The sequence below is a fragment of the Mesorhizobium sp. USDA 4132 genome, assembly GCF_056279545.1.
The window spans coordinates 2761464-2780226 of record NZ_JBWCCP010000001.1; the positions used below are offsets into that span (position 1 = coordinate 2761464).

At 63.5% G+C, this 18763-nt stretch carries 17 protein-coding genes and 1 riboswitch; of the genes, 9 read left to right on the forward strand and 8 right to left on the reverse strand.

Annotated elements, in window-relative coordinates:
- The first annotated feature begins 129 nt into the window (after positions 1-129).
- The 8 genes from ACZ9IU_RS14040 to ACZ9IU_RS14075 are packed head-to-tail and all read left to right on the forward strand — an operon-like array spanning position 130 to position 8515.
- Complete coding sequence (locus ACZ9IU_RS14040) at positions 130-1164, forward strand: ABC transporter substrate-binding protein (protein ID WP_038543915.1); 1035 nt, start codon at positions 130-132, stop codon at positions 1162-1164.
- Between the two features lie 26 nt (positions 1165-1190).
- A complete protein-coding gene (locus ACZ9IU_RS14045; RefSeq protein WP_244447507.1) occupies positions 1191-1985 on the forward strand; it encodes an ABC transporter ATP-binding protein in 795 nt (264 codons plus the stop codon).
- Positions 1982-2815 (forward strand): ABC transporter permease, encoded by an 834-nt coding sequence (locus ACZ9IU_RS14050; protein ID WP_038543919.1) that lies wholly within the window; start codon positions 1982-1984, stop codon positions 2813-2815. The genes ACZ9IU_RS14045 and ACZ9IU_RS14050 overlap by 4 nt, the downstream gene beginning before the upstream one ends.
- Before the next feature lie 55 nt (positions 2816-2870).
- The gene (locus ACZ9IU_RS14055; RefSeq protein WP_038543921.1) at positions 2871-4229 is read left to right on the forward strand and encodes an FAD-dependent oxidoreductase; all 1359 of its coding nucleotides are present in this window, start codon (positions 2871-2873) and stop codon (positions 4227-4229) included.
- Positions 4226-5383: a CaiB/BaiF CoA transferase family protein gene (locus tag ACZ9IU_RS14060; RefSeq protein ID WP_038543923.1), complete on the forward strand. Its 1158-nt coding sequence runs from the start codon at positions 4226-4228 to the stop codon at positions 5381-5383. The genes ACZ9IU_RS14055 and ACZ9IU_RS14060 overlap by 4 nt, the downstream gene beginning before the upstream one ends.
- Positions 5380-6156: an enoyl-CoA hydratase-related protein gene (locus tag ACZ9IU_RS14065; RefSeq protein ID WP_038543925.1), complete on the forward strand. Its 777-nt coding sequence runs from the start codon at positions 5380-5382 to the stop codon at positions 6154-6156. Before ACZ9IU_RS14060 ends, ACZ9IU_RS14065 begins: the two co-directional genes overlap by 4 nt.
- Before the next feature lie 35 nt (positions 6157-6191).
- The gene (locus tag ACZ9IU_RS14070) at positions 6192-7115 is read left to right on the forward strand and encodes a LysR family transcriptional regulator (RefSeq protein WP_038549375.1); all 924 of its coding nucleotides are present in this window, start codon (positions 6192-6194) and stop codon (positions 7113-7115) included.
- Positions 7112-8515: an amidohydrolase family protein gene (locus ACZ9IU_RS14075; protein ID WP_038543927.1), complete on the forward strand. Its 1404-nt coding sequence runs from the start codon at positions 7112-7114 to the stop codon at positions 8513-8515. The genes ACZ9IU_RS14070 and ACZ9IU_RS14075 overlap by 4 nt, the downstream gene beginning before the upstream one ends.
- Here the strand turns inward: ACZ9IU_RS14075 and fdxA are convergent.
- Complete coding sequence (gene fdxA, locus ACZ9IU_RS14080; RefSeq protein WP_038543928.1) at positions 8512-8850, reverse strand: ferredoxin; 339 nt, start codon at positions 8848-8850, stop codon at positions 8512-8514. The two genes, ACZ9IU_RS14075 and fdxA, sit on opposite strands and share 4 nt — an antisense overlap.
- 196 nt (positions 8851-9046) lie before the next feature.
- Between fdxA and ACZ9IU_RS14085 the strand changes: the two genes are divergently transcribed.
- Entirely contained in the window at positions 9047-10849 is a 1803-nt protein-coding gene (locus tag ACZ9IU_RS14085) for an adenine deaminase (protein WP_038543931.1), read from the forward strand.
- Positions 10850-10861: 12 nt separating this feature from the next.
- Here ACZ9IU_RS14085 and ACZ9IU_RS14090 read toward each other — a convergent pair whose 3' ends face one another.
- The 7 genes from ACZ9IU_RS14090 to ACZ9IU_RS14120 all read right to left on the reverse strand — a co-directional run bounded on the left by ACZ9IU_RS14090 (position 10862) and on the right by ACZ9IU_RS14120 (position 18509).
- The gene (locus ACZ9IU_RS14090) at positions 10862-12259 is read right to left on the reverse strand and encodes a M20/M25/M40 family metallo-hydrolase (protein WP_038543933.1); all 1398 of its coding nucleotides are present in this window, start codon (positions 12257-12259) and stop codon (positions 10862-10864) included.
- Positions 12260-12346: 87 nt separating this feature from the next.
- Positions 12347-13204, reverse strand: coding sequence for a carboxylating nicotinate-nucleotide diphosphorylase (gene nadC / locus ACZ9IU_RS14095; protein WP_038543935.1), 858 nt, complete (start codon positions 13202-13204; stop codon positions 12347-12349).
- 3 nt (positions 13205-13207) lie between these two features.
- Entirely contained in the window at positions 13208-14749 is a 1542-nt protein-coding gene (locus tag ACZ9IU_RS14100) for an L-aspartate oxidase (protein WP_038543937.1), read from the reverse strand.
- Positions 14746-15717 carry a quinolinate synthase NadA gene (gene nadA, locus ACZ9IU_RS14105; protein WP_038543939.1) on the reverse strand — a complete coding sequence of 324 codons (972 nt, stop codon included), beginning with the start codon at positions 15715-15717 and terminating at the stop codon, positions 14746-14748. Before nadA ends, ACZ9IU_RS14100 begins: the two co-directional genes overlap by 4 nt.
- Before the next feature lie 68 nt (positions 15718-15785).
- Entirely contained in the window at positions 15786-16688 is a 903-nt protein-coding gene (locus tag ACZ9IU_RS14110; RefSeq protein WP_038543940.1) for an NUDIX hydrolase, read from the reverse strand.
- 97 nt (positions 16689-16785) lie between these two features.
- On the reverse strand, positions 16786-17730 hold the full coding sequence (locus ACZ9IU_RS14115) for an ABC transporter substrate-binding protein (RefSeq protein ID WP_038543942.1): 945 nt from the start codon (positions 17728-17730) through the stop codon (positions 16786-16788).
- Positions 17727-18509, reverse strand: a complete 783-nt coding sequence (locus tag ACZ9IU_RS14120; RefSeq protein WP_038543944.1) for an ABC transporter permease — start codon at positions 18507-18509, stop codon at positions 17727-17729. The genes ACZ9IU_RS14115 and ACZ9IU_RS14120 overlap by 4 nt, the downstream gene beginning before the upstream one ends.
- A gap of 135 nt (positions 18510-18644) precedes the next feature.
- A riboswitch (TPP riboswitch) is annotated at positions 18645-18748 on the reverse strand.
- Between the last annotated feature and the right edge of the window lie 15 nt (positions 18749-18763).

Consider the following 18763-nt stretch of genomic DNA (forward strand, 5'->3'; position numbering starts at 1 on the left):
GCAACCAAATATGCGAAATATTGTTCTTTATTAGAACGCGACATTGCGCCATCCTCTCCTCAATCCGGCGCTGAGACCGGCCAAGTCAAGCGAAAATGTATCAGGCCACAAGGCCAACAGGGGAACGCTATGTCTCATTTCACACTGAATCGCCGCCGTTTCATATCCAACGCTGCGGCCTTGGGTGGCTTCGCCGCCGCCTCCAGCATCCTCGGCATCCGCGCCGGCAATGCCAAGGATGTGGCCAAGGTGCGCATGCAGCTCGGCTGGCTCGTCTCGAACGGCGTGCTGGGCGAAGTCGCCGCCATCAAGAAGGGTTTCTTCGAAGAACAGGGCATCGAGCTTGAAATCGTCCCCGGCGGACCGAGCGTCGACGGCGTCGCGGGCGTGGCATCGGGCCAGTCCGCAACCGGCCAGATCTCTTCCAGCCCGTCCGTGATGCTGGCGCGTTCCGCCGGCCTGCCGGTCAAGGCCTTCCTGTCCGGCTACCAGAAGCACCCCTTCACTTATTTTTCGCTGAAGAACAAGGCGATCAAGACCCCGAAAGACATGATCGGCAAGACGATCGCCACCCAGCCGACCGCCTTCATCCTGCTGCGCGCACTGCTCGCTCAGAACGGCATCGCCGAGGACCAGGTGAAGATGGTCAACATGGGTTCGGACATGAACCAGCTGATCACCGGTCAGGCCGATGCGGTCACCGGCTGGCTCACCAACGTCAATGCCCTCGATGTCCTCGGCGACAATCGCGTCGACATGATGCTCTGGGACAGCGGCCTACAGCTGTACGCCAACGTCTACTACACGACCGACGACCAGATCGCCAAACATTCCGATGTTCTCGAACGTTTCACCCGCGCCGCTGCCAAGGGCTGGGGTTATGTCCGCAACAACCAGAAGGAAGCGGTCGAGATGCTCTGTGAGGCCTATCCGATCCTCGACAAGGCCAGCGAAATGAAAGCCGTGGCCCCGTGCGTCGACTTCTCCTTCGGCGCGACCACCAAGGCGTCCGGCTGGGGCACCATGTCGCGTGAAAACTGGGCGGCGCAGATCAAGGCCTATGCCGATCTCAAGCAGTTCAAAGGAACGGTTCCGACGGTCGACGACGTCGCGAACTTCTCCATTCTCGAAGCCACCAGCGACATCCGCAAACAGGTGGGGTGATGGCCATGTTAGGAACGGCGAAGTTGATGCCGAACGTTCCCCAGACCGAACCGGCAGCCACGGCGGTTTCGATCCGAAACCTCTCCGTCCGGTTTGGTGATAGGAACAACGAGTTCACGGCCCTTTCCGACGTTTCCGCGGACATACCGGAAGGCGCCTTCGTCACCATGCTTGGGCCGTCCGGCTGCGGAAAATCGACCCTGCTCAGATGTGTGGCGGATCTCGTCCACATCAGCGACGGTTCGATTTCCGTCTTCGGTCGCAGCCCGCAGGAAGCTCGCGAGAGCCGCGACTTCGCCTTCGTTTTCCAGGACGCGACGCTGCTTCCCTGGCGGAACGTACTCGACAACGTCCGCCTGCCGCTGGAAGTCGGAAAACACGCCCAAACCGGCAACCATGCGGACCCGCATGAACTGCTGGCGATGGTCGGATTGAAGGGGCGCGAAAACGCGCTCCCTCACGAACTCTCGGGCGGCATGCGCCAGCGCGTGGCGATCGCCCGCGCGCTGATCACGCGGCCGCGCATCCTTCTGATGGACGAACCATTCGGGGCACTCGACGAGATCACCCGCGACCGGCTGAACGAGGAACTGCTGCGCGTCTGGCAGGAAACGGGAACGACAATCCTGTTCGTCACCCATTCCATCCCGGAAGCGGCTTTCCTCGGCCAGAACGTGCTGATGCTCCAGGCTCATCCGGGTCGCGTCAAGGAGTTCATGAAGGTCGATCTCCCCTTCCCGCGTTCGCTTGCTGTGCGTGACACCGTCGAATTCATCGGCGTCACCGCGCATCTGCGCCGCCTTTTGGAGGAATGCCTGTGAGCCACGTCGTTTCTTCCACCACCAAGACCGGTGCCCCACCCGAGCGTAAAATTGCGCTTCTCGATGCAACGGCCGGCGTGCTCGTCAAGCATATGCCGGCGATATCAGCCGCCGTCGGGCTTGTGGTCCTCTGGCAGCTCGTCGTCTGGTTCTTCAAGATCCCGACCTTCATGGCTCCAAGCCCGGTCGATGTCGCCTACGCCTTCCAAGACAATGCTAAGCTGCTCTGGACTAACATGCTGCCGACGATCCTCGAAGCCTTCCTCGGCTTCGTTTTCGGCAATCTCGTCGCCATCCTTCTGGCGGTCTGGTTCGTCCATAGCGCGACGGCGGAAAAAGCTTTCTATCCGATCGCCGTCTTCATCAAGGCGATCCCGATCATCGCGCTTGCCCCGATCCTGGTGCTCATCTTCGGCAACGGGCTTGCGCCAAAAATCATCATCGCCGGGCTGATCTGCTTCTTCCCGACTTTGGTCAACATGGTTCAGGGCCTGAAATCCGCGAGCCCCGCCATGCTCGACCTGATGCGGGTGCTGTCTGCCAGCAACACGGAAATCCTCTGGAAGGTGCGGCTGCCGAGTTCTATGCCGTTCCTGTTTGCGGCATTGAAGATCGCCGCGACCAGCAGCGTCATGGGCGCCATCGTCGCCGAATGGATCGGCTCCAGCTTCGGCCTCGGCGCCCTGATCATCGAGGCGACCTACAATTTCCGCTCGCCGCTGCTTTACGCAACCGTCGTGATCGCTGCGGTCCTTGCCGTCGTCCTCTTCTTCGTCGTCTCGGTGATCGAAGCCCGGATGATCCGCTGGAAGCCGGCCGGATCGCACTGAGCCCAACACACTGAGCCAACTGTCCTCAGGCCCAACTCTTTGGGAGTTTGAACCAATGCAACAGACAATTCTTCAGGCGGCGCGCAACGTCGCAGTGGTCGACCGTTCCGATGTGGTGGTGGTCGGCGGGGGACCGGCGGGCATTTCCGCAGCCGTTTCCGCGGCCCGCAACGGCGCCAAGGTGACCCTCCTCGAACGCTATCCTTACGTCGGCGGGCTTGCCGCCGGCGGCATGGTGCTGGTGCTCGACGACATGATCAACAACCTCGAAATCACCGTGCAGGGCATCTGCATGGAGATGATCGAGCGGATGAAGAAATGGAACCTCTGCGTCACCCCGACCGGCCGCGACCGCGAGCTCGACATCCGCGAGACGCCGGACGCCTGGCGGCGCTGGGCGCGCTGGGGCCTGTTCGATTTCCACACCCAGTCCATGCCGCACCCGATCTGCTTTTCCGCCGCCTTCGATCCGGACGGTTTCAAACGCGCCTCCTATGACGTGCTGACCGAAGCCGGCGTCAAGCTCAGAACCCATAGCTGGTTCTCCTCCGCGATCATGGAAGGCAAGACCATCAAGGGCGTCATCTGCCAGACCAAGTCTGGCATGGAAGCGATCCTCGGCGATGTCGTCATCGACACGACCGGCGACCTCGACGTCGCGGCCTCTGCCGGCGCCTCGCATGTGGAATCCAACTTCATCCTGACCACCGTCTCCCGCTGGGGCGGCGTCGATACAGATGCAGCCGAGCGCTTCGAATTCGAGGAGCCGGAAGCCTTCAAGAAGATCGACCACGAGGCAAAACGCCTGATCGGCGGCTGCTGGTCCTTCTGGTGGCTGAAGACCCCGCTGCCCGGCGTCGTCTGGCTCAACTGCCCGCATATGCCGAACCTCTCCGGCCTCAAGACCGAAGACCTGACCAAGGCCGAACTCGAAGGCCGCAACCGCATCGCCCGCCTGCTCGATTTCACCCGCGAAAAGATGCCGGGTTTCGAAAAGGCCTATGTGGTCGATTTCGCGCCGCAGACCGGCGTGCGCCAGACGCGTCTTCTCGAAGGCGAATACGTCGTCACCAAGGATGACGTGATGAACCGCATCCACTTCTCCGACACCGTCTGCCGCGGCCGCGATTATTACACGCCCTACCGGTCGATGCTGCCGCGCGAGGTCGACCAGCTGATCGTCGCCGGACGTCACTACTCGGCGACACCGCAGGCGCAGAAGTCGAGCCGTGAGATCCCGCCCTGCATGGCGATGGGCGAGGCCGCAGGCGTCGCCGCCGTCGTGGCGCTCAATGCCGGAACCACCGTTCGGAAAGCCGATGTTCGTGCGATCCAGAAACAGATGCGGGCCCAGGGTGCCGATCCCGGCGACGTGCCCTCCGATAATGCAACATTCCTGGAGGCTGCGGAATGAATTCTCTACCCCTCGACGGCATCCGCGTAATCGATTTCACGCAGGTCATGCTCGGCCCCTGCTGCACCCAGACGCTCGCCGACTACGGCGCCGAAGTCATCAAGATCGAGAAGGCCAAGATCGGCGACCTGTCGCGCTGGTCGCTCGGCTCCGATCCGGACGGCCTCAACAACCCGGTCTTCTGCTCGCTCAACCGCAACAAGAAGAGCCTGGCGCTGGACCTGAAGCTCACCGAAGCGCGCGACGCCGTGCTGGCGCTGATCGCGGGCGCAGATGTGGTGGTCAACAACTTCCGCCCCGGCGTGATGGAGCGGATGGGCTTCGGTTACGACGACCTGAAGAAGATCAATAAGCGGCTGATCTACGCCATCGGCACCGGCTTCGGCCTCACCGGCCCCTACCAGCACAAGGGCGGCCAGGACATTCTCGCCCAGGCGCTTTCCGGCGTCATGCGCCGCAAGTCCGACAGCGCCCACCCGACCTCGATCTACGCCACCCCGCTTGCCGACTATTCCGCCGGCATGCACCTCGTCCAGGGCATTCTGCTGGCGCTCCTGCACCGGGAAAAGACCGGCGAAGGCCAGCAGGTTGCCGTCAGCCTCTACAATTCCATGCTCGCCATGCAGATGCAGGAAGGCGCCGCGCACATGATGCGCGAGAAGGATTTGAACTGGGGCGCCTTCCCGCTGACCGGCGTCTTCGACACCACCGACGGCGCGATCGTCATGGTCGGCGCCTTCAAGCAGAACCCGCTGCAGGACATCTGCAACGCGCTCGAAATCGAAGATCTTTCCGCGCAACCGCGCTATAAGGATTTCGATTCCCAGATGGCGCATCGCCCCGAACTGCAGGAGATTTTTCGCGCGAATTTTGCCAGGAATAGCAATGCCCATTGGCTGAAGCGCCTGGAAGAGGTTGATATCCTCTGCGCGCCCGTGCGTAACCTTGCCGAAGCGCTGCAGGACCCGCAGACGGTCATCAACAAGATGATCCTCGAAGCGGGTGAAACGGCCGCCGGGCCGATCCGCCTCATCGGGTCTCCCATCGACATGTCCGCGGCACCCGTCTCGGTGCGCATCGCACCGCCGAGCCTCGGTCAGCACAATGCTGAAATCCTCGCCTCCTTAGACGCTCGCCGCGGAGATGCGGCATGACCGTCGGATTTTCCGTCGAGAACCGTGTCGCACGGGTCACGCTCGACCGCCCGGACCGCATGAACGCCGTCGATGCCGCGACCGAAAAGGAACTTGAGGCGATCTGGACCGAGATCGAGGCCCGTGACGACATCTCCTGCGTGGTCCTGACCGGCAGCGGCCAAAAGGCCTTCTGCACCGGCGCCGATCTCAAGGGCGGCGCCACCAAGAGCGGCCTCGATTATTGGGCGGAAAGCCGCACCAACGGCTTCGGCGGCCTCGCCTTCCGCAAATCGCTGGACGTGCCGGTGATCGCCCGCGTCAACGGTTATGCGCTCGGCGGCGGCTTCGAAATGGTGCTCGGCTGCGATATCGTGATCGCCGCCGACACCGCCAAGTTCGGCCTGCCGGAAGCACGCGTCGGCCGCATGCCGCTGGATGGCGGCATGGTGCTCCTGCAGCGCAAGATCCCCCACAACCTCGCCATGTCGGTGATGCTGACCGGCCGGCAGTTTACCGCCGCCGAAATGCAGGGCTTCGGCATCGTCAACGAGACCGTGCCCTTCGATCAGCTGGATGCAGCCGTCGACAGATGGGTGGGCGATATCGTCGCCTGTGCCCCGCTGTCACTGAAGGCGATCAAGCAGACGGTCAACCGCACCGGCCATCTCAGCCCCGCGGAAGCTCAAGGATTGCGCACCCCCGCACTGATCCGCGCGCTTCAAAGCGAAGACGCTGTCGAAGGCGTGACGGCCTTCCGCGAAAAGCGCGCTCCGGCTTGGCAGGGCCGGTAGGTATGGTATAAATTTCAGGATCTTGGGGGATGAATATGCACGCCAGTATCCTGAAATATTTCGTCGAAGTCGCGCGCGCCGGCTCGATCCGCAAGGCCTCCGAAGAACTGCATGTGGCGACCTCCGCCGTCAGCCGCCAGATCCGCAAGCTTGAGGACGAGCTCGGCACGCCGCTGTTCGAACGGTTCTCCGACGGCCTGCGCCTCACCTCCGCCGGCAAGGTGGTGCTGAAGCACGCCAAGGAGACGATACATCACTACGAGATCATGAAATCGGATCTCGGCGATCTGCAGGGCAAGCGCACCGGCCGCGTCCACATCGCCTGCCTCGACAGTCTGGCCGTCCAGTTCATGCCGGAATTCGTGATGGGATTTCATCACAAGAACCCCGCCGTCGACTTCCGCATCCGCGCCGACAATTTCAACAACATCTTCCATTTCGTCGCCGACGGCGATTGCGACATCGGCATCACCTTCGATCTTGCCCGGCCACACGATATCAAGCTGGTCCACGGCGTGCGCATGCCGCTGATGGTGATGGTTGCCAAACACCATCCGCTGGCCCGCCAGAAAAGCGCCACCCTGCAGGAATGCGCCCAGTTCAAGCTGCTGCTGCAACTCGACAACGAGGTGATGAGCTCGATGATCGCCGTCGAGCTCGCCTCGCTCGATCGCGTCGGCCGCACGCTTGTCGCCACCAATAACCAGATGATGCTGAAGCCATTGATCCTCTCCGGCGAAGGCGTCGCCTTCTTCACCCCGCTCGGCCTCCTGAAAGAGCTGAAGGCCGGCGACGTGGTTGCCCTGCCGATCGCCGGCTCCCGCCTGCAGAACATGGAGGTCGGCATCGTCGCGCCTCATAACCGTCAGCTCACCCATGCCACCGAAGCCGTGATCGAAGCGCTCAGCGTCGATCTCGAAAAATTCAGTAACCAGATTGCGGAGGTCATCAAGCGGTGACATCGAACGAGGACACGCGTTTCCTGCAGCATCCGGGCCATAAAAAAGCCCTGCGTGGCGATGCGGCACAAGCCGCCCTTCCCGCTCTCGCCTCCGCCATCCCGCTTGTCCCCGGCGATCTTCTCATGCCGATGCCGGTCAATGCCCATGACCATGGCTACGGCATCCGAACGCTGGATTTCGGCAGCCTCGACGATGCGCTGGAAACCTGGATCCCGACCATGCGGCTCCGCCCCCGCACGGACGCCTATCTCGAGGCCCTCGTCGCCTTCGGCCGCCTCGCAAAGACCGGCGTCGCCGCGACCATCCATTGCCACAACTCCCTCAATGCGGCTCGCATGGTCGACGAGGCCCTGGAGGTGATCCGCGCCGCAAAGGATGTCGGCATCCGGCTCGGCCTCTCCTGCCCGCTGCTCGACCACGACGCCTGGGCCTATGATGGCGGCCCGGAACAGTTGAAACCGTTCCTGAACCCGGCGGACTGGGAGGCACTTTCTCCCCTCGCCCCACGCTATGCACCCTTCCGCGATCAGCTCGCCGCGGCCGATGCAGTGGCAGCCGCGAATTCCAATTCGCTGGTCGATGTTCAATACGGCCCGGTCGGCCCGCAATGGTGCTCGAACGCCCTGCTTGAAGCGATTGCCGGGGCGTCGGCCGCCAACAACCGCCGCATCCATATGCATCTGCTGGAAAGCCCACGGCAACGGGCATGGCTGGACCGTCGCTTCCCGCAGGGTATCGTCCGTTATCTCGACGACATCGGCTTCCTTTCGCCGCGCCTTGCCGTTGCACACGGCGTGCAGCTCCGCCCGGACGAGTATGAATTGCTGGCCGAACGCGGTGTCCAGCTCGTCTCCAACCCCTCCGCCAACCTGCGCCTACGCTCCGGCACCGCGCCGCTCGCGGATGCCGTCAAAAGCGGCCTGCGCTTCGGCATTGGCCTGGACGGCGGCGCCTTCGATGACGACCAGGACCTCTGGCGCGAAATGCGGCTTCTCTATTTCCTGCATGGCGGACGTGAGCTTGAGCGAGATTTCACCGCTGCCAACATTTTCGACGCCGCGATCCGCACCGGCGCGACCGTCGTCAACGCCCCGCTCGGAGAGGATTTTACGGTCGTCGACTACGAAGCCCTGATCGCCGACAGTGTCTTCGACGATCTCGACGAAGCTGAGGTGCTCCTCAACCGCATGTCCGCCGCCCATGCCAAGGCCGTCTATGTCGCCGGCCGGCCGGTCATGCAGGACGGCAGGCTCGTGAATGTCGATTTCGAGACGGCCCGCAAGGAACTGCTGGCCCAGGCCAAGGCCGACCTGCCGCGCCTGGCAATCGAGCGGGAGAGATGCGGCAAGCTGATCGCCGCCACCCGCGCCTATTACGGAAGCTGGACCAACGCTTAGTGAGCCACCTCGCGCGCGGGCGTCGATGTCACCACCGGGTGATCGATGTTTCGCGTCCGGCTTTTGTCCCAGCCGCCGGGTGATCCCAACCCGGTGACCTCGGCTCCGAAATAATCACGGTTGACCGGAATGAACGCCATCTGCGCCTCGGTCGCCTCCTCGTCATAGGCAATGGCATCGACCGGACAGATGGAGAGACAGAGGCCGCAATTGATGCATTCGTCCGGATGGATATAGAACATCCGCCCGCCCTCGTAGATGCAGTCGACGGGACATGCCGCGGTGCAGGCGCCGTCCTTCACGTCGATACAAGGTTCGGTGATGATATAGGCCATCGGATCGTTTGCCTTTCATTGCCTTGAGCGCACTATCCCAAACCTGAGCGTTGCTGGAAAGCAGCATATTTCGCCGCAAGAGTTCGAATTTTGGCAACGCTCCGATTGTGTTCCCTTCCGAATGGCGCTTCCTTGCCATGCCGGCGTTCCCTACAGTCTCGCCTGTCCCTCCCTATGTCCTCCAAATGAGGTTTTCATGCCCGCCCTCACTCGCTTCTCCGTCCAGCCCCTGTCGACCATGACCCGCCGTCTCGCGGATGTCGCCTCCGCCCGCCGCGATCCCGATCTGGTCATCCAGGGCGCGCGCGTGCTGTCCACCTATTCGGAGCGCATTCTCGACGGTCGCGAAGTCTGGGTTTCGGGTGGTCGCATCGCAGCCGTCAAACCGGCCGGCAGCTACCGGAGCGGCTCGGCGAAGCTCTGCGATACCAAGGGCGGCATCATCGCCCCGGGCCTCGTCGATCCGCATATCCACATCGAATCCTCGATGGTGACCGCCTGCGCCTATGCCGAGGCCGCACTTCTCAACGGCACCACGACGATCTTCTGCGACAGCCACGAGATCGGCAATGTCATGGACGTCGCGGGCGTCGAGGCGATGCTGGAAGATGCGCGCCTGGCGCCGTTGTCGATTTTCCTGACCGTGCCGAGCACCGTGCCTGCGACGTCTCCGGAACTCGAAACCGCCGGCGGCGACCTGACGCCCGCCAAGATCGCCGCACTGTTCGACAAATGGCCGGAGGCCGTGGCGCTCGGCGAAAAGATGGATTTCGTCCCCGTCGCGATGGGCGACGAGCGCAGCCATGCGATCCTGGCCGCAGCACTCCAGCGCGGCCGGCCGGTCTCGGGCCACGTCTATGGCCGAGAATTCGTCGCGGCCTATGCCGCCTCCGGTGTCACCGATACCCATGAGGCGATCGACCGCGACATTGCCGACGACCTGCTCGAAGCCGGTGTCTGGCTTTTCCTGCGCGGCGGCCCGCCGACGACGCCCTGGCATTCGCTGCCGCATGCAATCAAGACGATCACCGAACTCGGCGCCTCGCACAAACGCGTCGCGGTCTGCACCGACGATCGCGACGCCGAGGACCTGCTCGCCTTCGGTCTCGACTGGGTGACACGCGAAGCGGTCAAGGCCGGTATGACATCGGAACAGGCCTGGGCAATGGGCTCGCTGCACGGTGCGACCCGTTTCGGCATGGAAGGCGAAATCGGCGGCATGGGCGGCGGACGAAGGGCGGACCTCGTGCTTCTGACCGACGACCTGAAACCGATCAGCACCTGGTACGGCGGCGAGCTGGTGGTCGACAACCGCAAGATCACGCCAATCCTGGATGAGGCACTGTCAAAACCCTATCGTTATCCGGAGGCTGCCTACCACACAGTCAAGCTGCCGAAGAACCTCAAGTTGACCCCCGATCTTCCGATCGACACGGTCACCGCCCATACGATCCGCACCGAGCTTCCCGGCATTACGCTCGGCCACGTCACTGTGACGCTCGGACCCGCCGACGATTGGCAGGCGCATTTCGACCGTCACGACCTCTGCTTCGTCTCCGTCGTCGAGCGGCACGGTAAATCGTCCGGCAATGTCGCGCACGGGTTGCTCAACGGTTTCGGCCTGAAAAAGGGCGCCGTCGCCTCCTCCGTCGGTCATGACAGCCACAACATCATCGTCGCCGGCACCAACGAGACCGACATGCAGCTGGCGCTGGATGCGATCGAGGAAAAACAGGGCGGCGTCTGCGTCGTCATGGACGGAAAGGTCACCGCAATGGTGCCGCTGCCGATCGCCGGCCTGCTCTCCGACAAACGTGTCCACGAGGTCGCCGACGAGGTGAAGGTCCTCAAGCTCGAATGGGAAAAGGCCGGCTGCACCATCGCCTATATGGGCTTCAACCTCATCCCGTTGTCGGTCATCCCGGAGATCCGCATCACCGACAAGGGACTTGTCCTGGTGCCGGAAATGGTGATCTCGCCGCTCTTCGAAAAAGCCTGAGCGGCGATATGATCAGTCGGCGAGCGCTGCGAGAATACGCACCCAGGAGCGGATGCCTTTGTGGAAGCTCGACAGGTCGTATTTCTCGTTCGGGCTGTGAACGCGGTTGTCGAAACGGGCAAAGCCGACAAGCAGCGCGTCACAGCCGAGCCGGCGCTTGAACTCGCCAATGATCGGGATCGAGCCGCCAGTTCCGGCAAGTGCGGCCTCGCATTCCCATTCGGTGGAAAGTGCGGCTAACGTCTTCGTCAGGAACGGGCTCTCGACCGGCATGACGGTCGCCGGCGCCAGCCCGAAATCCTTGAAGGTCACCGAGCAGTCGGCCGGGATGCGCGCCCGAAAATGCGCCTTGAAGGCATCGCGGATCTTCTCCGGCACCTGCCCCTCGACCAGCCGGAACGAGATCTTGGCGGTCGCCTTGGCTGGGATGACCGTCTTGAAGCCTTCCCCGGTATAACCGCCGCTCATGCCGTTGATCTCGCAGCTCGGCCGCGCCCAGACCTGTTCGAGGATCGACCGGCCCGCCTCGCCCGCCGGAATGGTCAGCCCGATATCGGCAAGAAAACCCTTCTCGTCGAACGGCAGCCGTTGCCACTGCGCCTTGATGGCCTCCGGCAGTTCCTTGACGCCGTCGTAAAAGCCTTCGACTGCCACGCCCCCATCCGACGTCCTCAGGCTCGCGATCACATCCGATAGAACCTGAAGCGCGTTGCGGGCGGCATTGCCGAACATGCCGGAATGCAGGTCCCGGTCGGCGCAGGTAATCTCGATCTCGGTGCTGTAGAGCCCGCGCAGCATGGTCGTGACGGCCGGCGTCTCGCGGTCCCACATGTCGGTATCACAGACATAGACCATGTCAGCCTTCAGTTCCTCGGCGGTAGCATCGAGGAACGGCACAAGGCTCGGGCTGCCCGCCTCCTCCTCGCCTTCGAAGAGAATGCTAACCTGCACCGGCAGCTTGCCGGTCACTGCCTTCCAGGCACGGCAGGCCTCGACGAAGGTCATCATCTGTCCCTTGTCGTCCGAAGCGCCGCGCGCGACGATCGCAGTATCGCCATTCGGCAACGGCTCCAGCCGCGGCTCGAACGGATCGCTCGTCCAAAGCGCCAGCGGATCAACCGGCTGGACGTCGTAATGCCCGTAGAACAGCAGATGCGGCCCGGCCGCCTCCTTCTGATGCGCGACGACCATCGGATGGCCCGTGGTCGGCCGGACGGAGGCATCGAAGCCGATCGCTCCGAGATCGCGGCTCAGCCACTCGGCCGCCGCCTTGCACTGATCGCGATAGCCGGGATCGGTGGAGATGCTCGGAATACGGATCAGGTCGAAGAGGCGCGCGAGGCTCTCGTCGATTTCGGCATCGACAAGAGCCAGCACGGCGTCGATCTGGTCTTCGGGTATTCTCGGCATCTTGCACTCCTTGCCCGTTCGGTGTTCCGGATCAAGGATGTACCATTGTTTTCAACGACACCGGAAGCCTCCGGCGCCGTCGGTCACCTAATTTGCAGACCGGAAATCGAGCCCGATATCTAGTGTCGGCGCGCTATGGGTGATCCACCCCACCGAGAGCAGATCGACGCCCGAGGCGGCCACGGCGGCCGCCGTCGCCGGCGTGATCCCGCCGGACGCTTCGGTGATCGCCCGGCCCGCGACGATGCCGACCGCCTCGCAAAGCTGGTCCGGCGTCATGTTGTCGAGCAGCACCGCATCGACGCCGACCTCCATGGCTTCGTGAAGCTGGTCGAGCGTATCCACCTCCACCTCGATCTTCACCATATGCCCGACGCCCGCCCTGGCGCGGCGAATGGATTCGGCGATGCCGCCGGCAATCGCCACGTGATTGTCCTTGATCAGCACGGCGTCATAGAGCGCAAAGCGATGGTTCATGCCACCGCCGGCGCGCACCGCGTATTTCTCCAGCGCCCGAAGCCCCGGCGTCGTCTTGCGGGTGCAGACGACGGAAGCCCTGGTGCCTTCGATCGCCGCGACGATGCCGGCCGTGACGCTGGCGATGCCGGAGAGATGGCCGAGGAAATTGAGCGCCGTCCGTTCGCCGGTCAGAAGGCCGCGGGACGGACCTTCGATCGTGGCGATCACGTCACCCGGCTTCACCGCCCCCCCATCCTCGATATGACGGGTCATGACGATCTTCGGATCGACGAGCTGGAAGGCGAGCTCGGCCGCATCAAGGCCGGCGATGACGCCGTGCTTGCGGGCCGCCATGACAACCGTCGAGCGGTGATCAGCCGGAATGACTGCCGTGGACGTGATGTCACCGGCCAGGCCGAGGTCTTCCAGAAGCGCTGCGCGCACCGGCGGTTCGACGAGAAGTCGCGGAAGGGCGGCAAGGGTCATGTGTCAGGCACTCCGGGCAAGGGGATGGGAGGTGGTCGCGCGGGCGATATCCAGCGCATCGGCAAGGCGCATCTGCCGCCGTTCCGCATAGGCGAGCTTCAGCGGGAAATCGGTGCGGGCATGCGCGCCGCGGGATTCCTTTCGCAGCGACGCGAAGACGGCAATCAGCAGCGCGACGATCGCCGGATCGGCTGCCGATCCGGCGCTTTCGACGAGCGGCAGCAGGCTGGCGATAGCGCCATGAATGGCACCGGCGTTTCTGAGGACGCCGAGATGCCGCGACACGATCGGCCGCACGGCGGAAATGTCCGCCGACACCGGTAGTTCTGCAGCGGTGACCTGATGAGGCGTTCCGGCAGAGGTCGCCGAGAGGTCCTGCGCGGCCCGCATGCCCATCACGGCCGCTTCCAGTAGCGAGTTGCTGGCGAGCCGGTTGGCACCGTGGAGACCGGTCGAAGCCGCCTCCCCGACCACCCAGAGGCCGGGCACCGAGCTGCGGCCGTTCACGTCCGTCGCCACCCCGCCCATGTGGTAATGCACGGCGGGACGAACCGGGATGAGATCCGAATTGGGATCGACTCTCGCCTCCCGGCAGAGCGCGTCGATCGCCGGAAACCGTCTGGAGAACCCGTTTCCGAGCGCCGGCCGGGCATCGAGAAAGACACGCCCGCCGCGGGCGATCTCGGCACTGATGGCACGCGCCACGATATCCCGCGCAGCCAGTTCGGCGCCCGGTTCGCGGGCGAGAAAACGCTCGCCCTTTTCGTTGACCAGCACCGCACCCTCGCCGCGCACCGCCTCGCTGACCAGCGCCAGCGGCCGCCGTTGGGAGTCGAGCGCCGTCGGGTGGAACTGCACGAATTCCATATCCGCAAGCACCGCGTCCGCCCGTGCAGCAAGCATCACCCCCTGGCCGAAATTGCCGGTGGGGTTGGTGGTCGCGTCATAAAGCCCCCCAAGGCCGCCGGTCGCCAGAACCACCCGCGTGGTCGGAACAACAACCGCTCCCGAGCCCGCCGCGCAGAGCAGGCCGGACACCGCATCGCCATTCGTCAAAAGCCGACGAACCTCAACACCATCAAGCACCGTGATCGACGGCGTTCTGGAAACGGCTTCGACCAACGCCCGGACGATCGCCGCGCCCGAGCCGTCGCCCGCCACGTGCACGATACGGCGGCGCGAATGGGCAGCCTCCAGCCCGAGCGAAAGCGAACCGTCAGCGGCCCGGTCGAAACGCACGCCGAATTTTTCCAGGATGGCGATGGCGTTCGGGGCTTGCGTCAGGATCGAAGCGGCGACTGCCGGATCACAAAGTCCGTCGCCGGCTGCGAGCGTATCGGCCAGATGCAGGTTAGCGCTGTCGTCGGCCCCGAGGCTCGCGGCAATGCCGCCCTGCGCCCAGGCGCTCGACGTTTCCGCACCCAAGGCGGCGCGGGTGATCAGCACGACGGGCTGCGGCGCCAAGGTCAGCGCCGTCACCAGCCCCGCCAGACCGCTGCCGACGATCGCGATGCGGTCGGCGAGATGGTCGAGTATCTCGGTCATATGGCGAGCATCCTCTCGACCGCGCGGCGGGCGGCAACCGCGATCGACGGATCGACGGTCACCTCGTGCCGGTTTTCCTCCAGCGCCTTGCGGATGTTGGCGAGAGTGATCCGCTTCATGTGCGGGCAGAGGTTGCAGGGCCGCACGAATTCCACGTCCGGATGATGCACGGCGACATTGTCGCTCATCGAGCACTCGGTCAGGAGCACGACACGGGCCGGCTTCTTTTGGCCGACATAGTCCGACATGACGGCAGTCGATCCCGCAAAGTCGGCCTCGGCCACCACTTCCGGCGGGCATTCCGGATGCGCCAGCACCACCACGCCCGGATGCGCCTCGCGCAGATCGCGGACGTCCTGCGCATTGAACAGCTCGTGCACTTCGCAATGGCCGTGCCAGGCGATAATCTCCACATTGGTTTCCCGCGCCACGTTCTGCGCCAGGTACTCATCCGGGATCATCAGCACTTTCGGAACGCCGAGCGATTCCACCACCTGCTTGGCATTGCCGGAGGTGCAGCAGATATCGGACGCCGCCTTCACCGCTGCAGAGGTGTTCACATAGGTGATGATCGGCACGCCCGGATGCGCCTGCCGCAGCAGCGCGATGTCCTCGGGCGTGATCGAATCCGCCAGCGAACAGCCCGCCGCCATGTCCGGGATCAGTACCGTCTTCCCCGGGTTCAAGAGCTTTGCCGTCTCCGCCATGAAATGCACGCCGGCGAGCACGATCACATCCGCATCCACGTCGATCGCCTTGCGGGCGAGCGCCAGACTGTCGCCGACGATATCCGCGACGCCATGGAAGATTTCCGGCGCCTGATAGTTGTGAGCGAGGATGACGGCGTTGCGGGTGCGCTTGAGCTCCAGGATCGCGGCGACATCCGCCTCGTAGCTCATCCACTCGGCCTTCGGGATGACGCGGCTGACACGATCGTAAAGCTGGGAAACCGAAACCGGGGAATTCATGAGCGACTCCTTTTATACTCGAAGTGAGTATATCCGGCGCAGAGACATATTCTCGTTTAGAGTTTATGTCAATTGCGTGAAAGCGGAAGTTTCGAACCGGAAAGCGCGCGCTCTTCGAGGACCGCATGACGGTAGCGGAAGAGCTTGGCCGGCCGGCCGCCAGTCTCGCTGGTCGCCTCCCCGGTTTCCTCGATCAGCTCCTGCTGGTCGATCAGCCTGCGGAAGTTCGGCTTATGCAGCGTCAAGCCGGCCAGCGCTTCGACGGTGCGCTGCAATTGCGACAGCGTAAAACTCTCGGGCATCAATTCGAAGACTACCGGGCGATATTTGATCTTGGCGCGCAGCCGCGCGATCCCGGTCGCCAGGATACGGCGGTGATCGGCAAACATCGATCGACCGAAATTTTTGGCCGGCGGACAACCGGCCTCGGTCACAAGGCCTGCCTCATACATCAACTCGTAACGCTGCAGGCCGAGATCCTCGTTCCAGGCGGCACCGTCTAGCCCGAAGGCAAAATCGACGCGGCGCTGGCGGTGTTCGCGGCGCGCCGTTTCCGAAGTGACCCAATCCTGCAGGCGGTCGGTGATGGCCGCCTGTATCTCCGGCCTCCCCCCGCGATGGTCCTCCCAGGGGAAGTATTCGTACCAGCCGTGCCAGCCGGGTTTTCCGGCGCCGGGTGCGGCCTGTTCGCGGACGAGGCCGAGATAGCTGATCGAGATCGTCCGCCCCTCGGCATCCTCATGGGTCCGGTCGCGGTCGGCGAAGGTATAGAGCTGTTCGAGATAACCGAGCGGATGGCCCGTCTGGTCCCCCACCCATTCGCGAAGCCCGGCCTGCAGGCTGCGATGGCCGAGCTCGAAAGGGCCGGACGGCAGCGCATCTCCCGAGCGTACCGTCATCACGCGCGGCTCGTCGCCGGTGACGGCGGACAGAACCGCGATCAGTTCCGCATGGGCAAGTCCGATGGTCAAGCAAACTCCGGGTCACGTAACGTGGAAAGCCTGTCTGGCATGAAAATCACGTTACGCGAACCCCGGAGCTCAAATCAAACGATAACAGCAACTTGGCCTATTTGATTTCGACAGCAACGTCGGAGACCGGAGGCACTGCCTTGATCAGCCCGGTTTCCTTCATGAAGGTGGCGAAGCGCTGGTAACGGCCCTGGTCGAGTGCGGCCGGACGCTTGGCAAAACGCGGCAGCGTGTCGAAGAACGCGGTGCGGTTCAACTCGTCGTCGAGGCTCGGATAGGCCTTGATGAAAAGCTGCCAGGCCTCCTGCGGATGATTTGTGATGTAGATCGAGGCCTGTTCGACCGCATGCAGGAAACGCGGCAGCCGGTTGTCGCCAGTAGAATCGCGGCGGGTGACGAAGATCAGCTCGTCATAGGCCGGAACCCCATGCTCTTCCGGGAAAAACGCCCGCCCCGCATGGCCTTCCAGCTTCATCTGGGTCAGCTCGAAGTTGCGGAAACCGCCAAGCGTCGCATCCACCTTGCCCCCGATCAGCGACGGCGACAGCGAAAAGTTGACGTTGATCAGCTCCACGTCATCGTTGGAAAGCCCTTCCGAAGCCAGCATGCGCTTCAGCATCGCATCCTCGAAACCGGTCACGGAAAAGCCGACCTTTTTGCCCTTCAGGTCCTTGAGGCTCTTGATCGGACCGTCCGCCAGCACCGTGACGGTGTTGAGCGGCGTTTCGACCAGGGTACCGAACCGCACGAGCGGCAGACCCGCTTCGTGGTCGAGATAGAGGTTTGGCTGGTAGTGGATGCCGATATCCGCCTCGCCCGCCGAAACCAGCCGCGGCACCGCGGAGGCATCGGACGGCGGGATGAGCTCGACGTCGAGATTGGCATCGCCAAACAGCCCGCGCTCTTTGGCGATGACCATTGGCGCGTGGTCCGGATTGACGAACCATTCGAGCAGCACGCTGAGCTTGTCGGCCGCCTGCGCAGAAATCGGAGTGGCAAGGCTTGCCAGCACGATGAGGGACGCGGTGAGGATACGGATCATGATCGGACGGAACTCCTTGATGCGGATGAGGATTCAGGGTCGGCTTCGCTGGCCCAGGGGGCGAGACCGGATGTCAGCCGGTCGATGAGAAGCCGCAAAATGAGGGTGAGAATGGCGAGTATGACCATTGCTGCAAACACCGTGTCGGTCTGCATGCGGGCATTGGCCTGGACCATCACGAAGCCGAGCCCGCCGGATGCCCCGACCCACTCGCCGACGACCGCCCCGAGCGGCGCCAGGGGTGCCGCGACCCGAAGGCCGGAAACGAGGCTCGGGATCGCCAGCGGCACGCGCATCGACACCAGCGTCTGCCAATGGCTGCCGCCCTCCAGCGAGACGGCGTCGAGGATTTCCTGATCGGTGCGGCGAAGGCCGTCGGCAAAGGCGGAGGCGACCGGAAAGAAGATGATGATCGTCGTCATCGCCACTTTCGAGGCGAGGCCGAAGCCCAGCCAGAGAACCAGGATCGGCGCCAGTACGAAGACGGGAAAGGCCTGCAGGATCAGCACCATCGGCCAGACGAGACGGCCAAGCCGCGGCAGCGCCGCAACGCCGAAGGCCGTGGCAATGCCGAGGCCTGCGCCGATCGCAAGGCCTAGCGCGATTTCGATCAGCGTGACGGCGCTGTTCTGCAGCAGGAAACCAGGCTGCCGCAGGAAGGCGGACGCGACGGCTACAGGCGACGGCAGAATATAGTGGGGCGGAGCAAACAGCCAGACGCCCGCTTGCCAGAGCGTGACAAGCAGGACGAGGCCGATGACCGCATGGGACGCGCGCATGATGCTACGCGTCGAACCTGCACGCCAGGACCGGATATCCTCGCGGAACCACGGAAAGAATGGATGTCATCGGTCGATCTCCAGATCAGTCAATCACGGAGACCCAGGTGAAGCGGAGAAGAGAAAGTGCCGTCGGTCGACGCCTATTTCCGTTCCTACGCCGGCATAACCCGGATCAGGTTCAAGGGTCCGGCTCACCGCCATCTCAGCATCGTCAAGATGCCCCCCTCGGAATTACGACGATAACTGTCGGT

Bases quoted from the DNA above. Each gene is read 5' to 3' on its own strand.
- ACZ9IU_RS14040 (WP_038543915.1), top strand. From the start codon at position 130: ATGTCTCATTTCACACTGAATCGCCGCCGTTTCATATCCAACGCTGCG.
- ACZ9IU_RS14045 (WP_244447507.1), top strand. From the start codon at position 1,191: ATGCCGAACGTTCCCCAGACCGAACCGGCAGCCACGGCGGTTTCGATC.
- ACZ9IU_RS14055 (WP_038543921.1), top strand. From the start codon at position 2,871: ATGCAACAGACAATTCTTCAGGCGGCGCGCAACGTCGCAGTGGTCGAC.
- ACZ9IU_RS14060 (WP_038543923.1), top strand. From the start codon at position 4,226: ATGAATTCTCTACCCCTCGACGGCATCCGCGTAATCGATTTCACGCAG.
- ACZ9IU_RS14065 (WP_038543925.1), top strand. From the start codon at position 5,380: ATGACCGTCGGATTTTCCGTCGAGAACCGTGTCGCACGGGTCACGCTC.
- ACZ9IU_RS14070 (WP_038549375.1), top strand. From the start codon at position 6,192: ATGCACGCCAGTATCCTGAAATATTTCGTCGAAGTCGCGCGCGCCGGC.
- fdxA (WP_038543928.1), bottom strand. From the start codon at position 8,850: ATGGCCTATATCATCACCGAACCTTGTATCGACGTGAAGGACGGCGCC.
- ACZ9IU_RS14085 (WP_038543931.1), top strand. From the start codon at position 9,047: ATGCCCGCCCTCACTCGCTTCTCCGTCCAGCCCCTGTCGACCATGACC.
- ACZ9IU_RS14090 (WP_038543933.1), bottom strand. From the start codon at position 12,259: ATGCCGAGAATACCCGAAGACCAGATCGACGCCGTGCTGGCTCTTGTC.
- nadC (WP_038543935.1), bottom strand. From the start codon at position 13,204: ATGACCCTTGCCGCCCTTCCGCGACTTCTCGTCGAACCGCCGGTGCGC.
- ACZ9IU_RS14100 (WP_038543937.1), bottom strand. From the start codon at position 14,749: ATGACCGAGATACTCGACCATCTCGCCGACCGCATCGCGATCGTCGGC.
- nadA (WP_038543939.1), bottom strand. From the start codon at position 15,717: ATGAATTCCCCGGTTTCGGTTTCCCAGCTTTACGATCGTGTCAGCCGC.
- ACZ9IU_RS14115 (WP_038543942.1), bottom strand. From the start codon at position 17,730: ATGATCCGTATCCTCACCGCGTCCCTCATCGTGCTGGCAAGCCTTGCC.
- ACZ9IU_RS14120 (WP_038543944.1), bottom strand. From the start codon at position 18,509: ATGCGCGCGTCCCATGCGGTCATCGGCCTCGTCCTGCTTGTCACGCTC.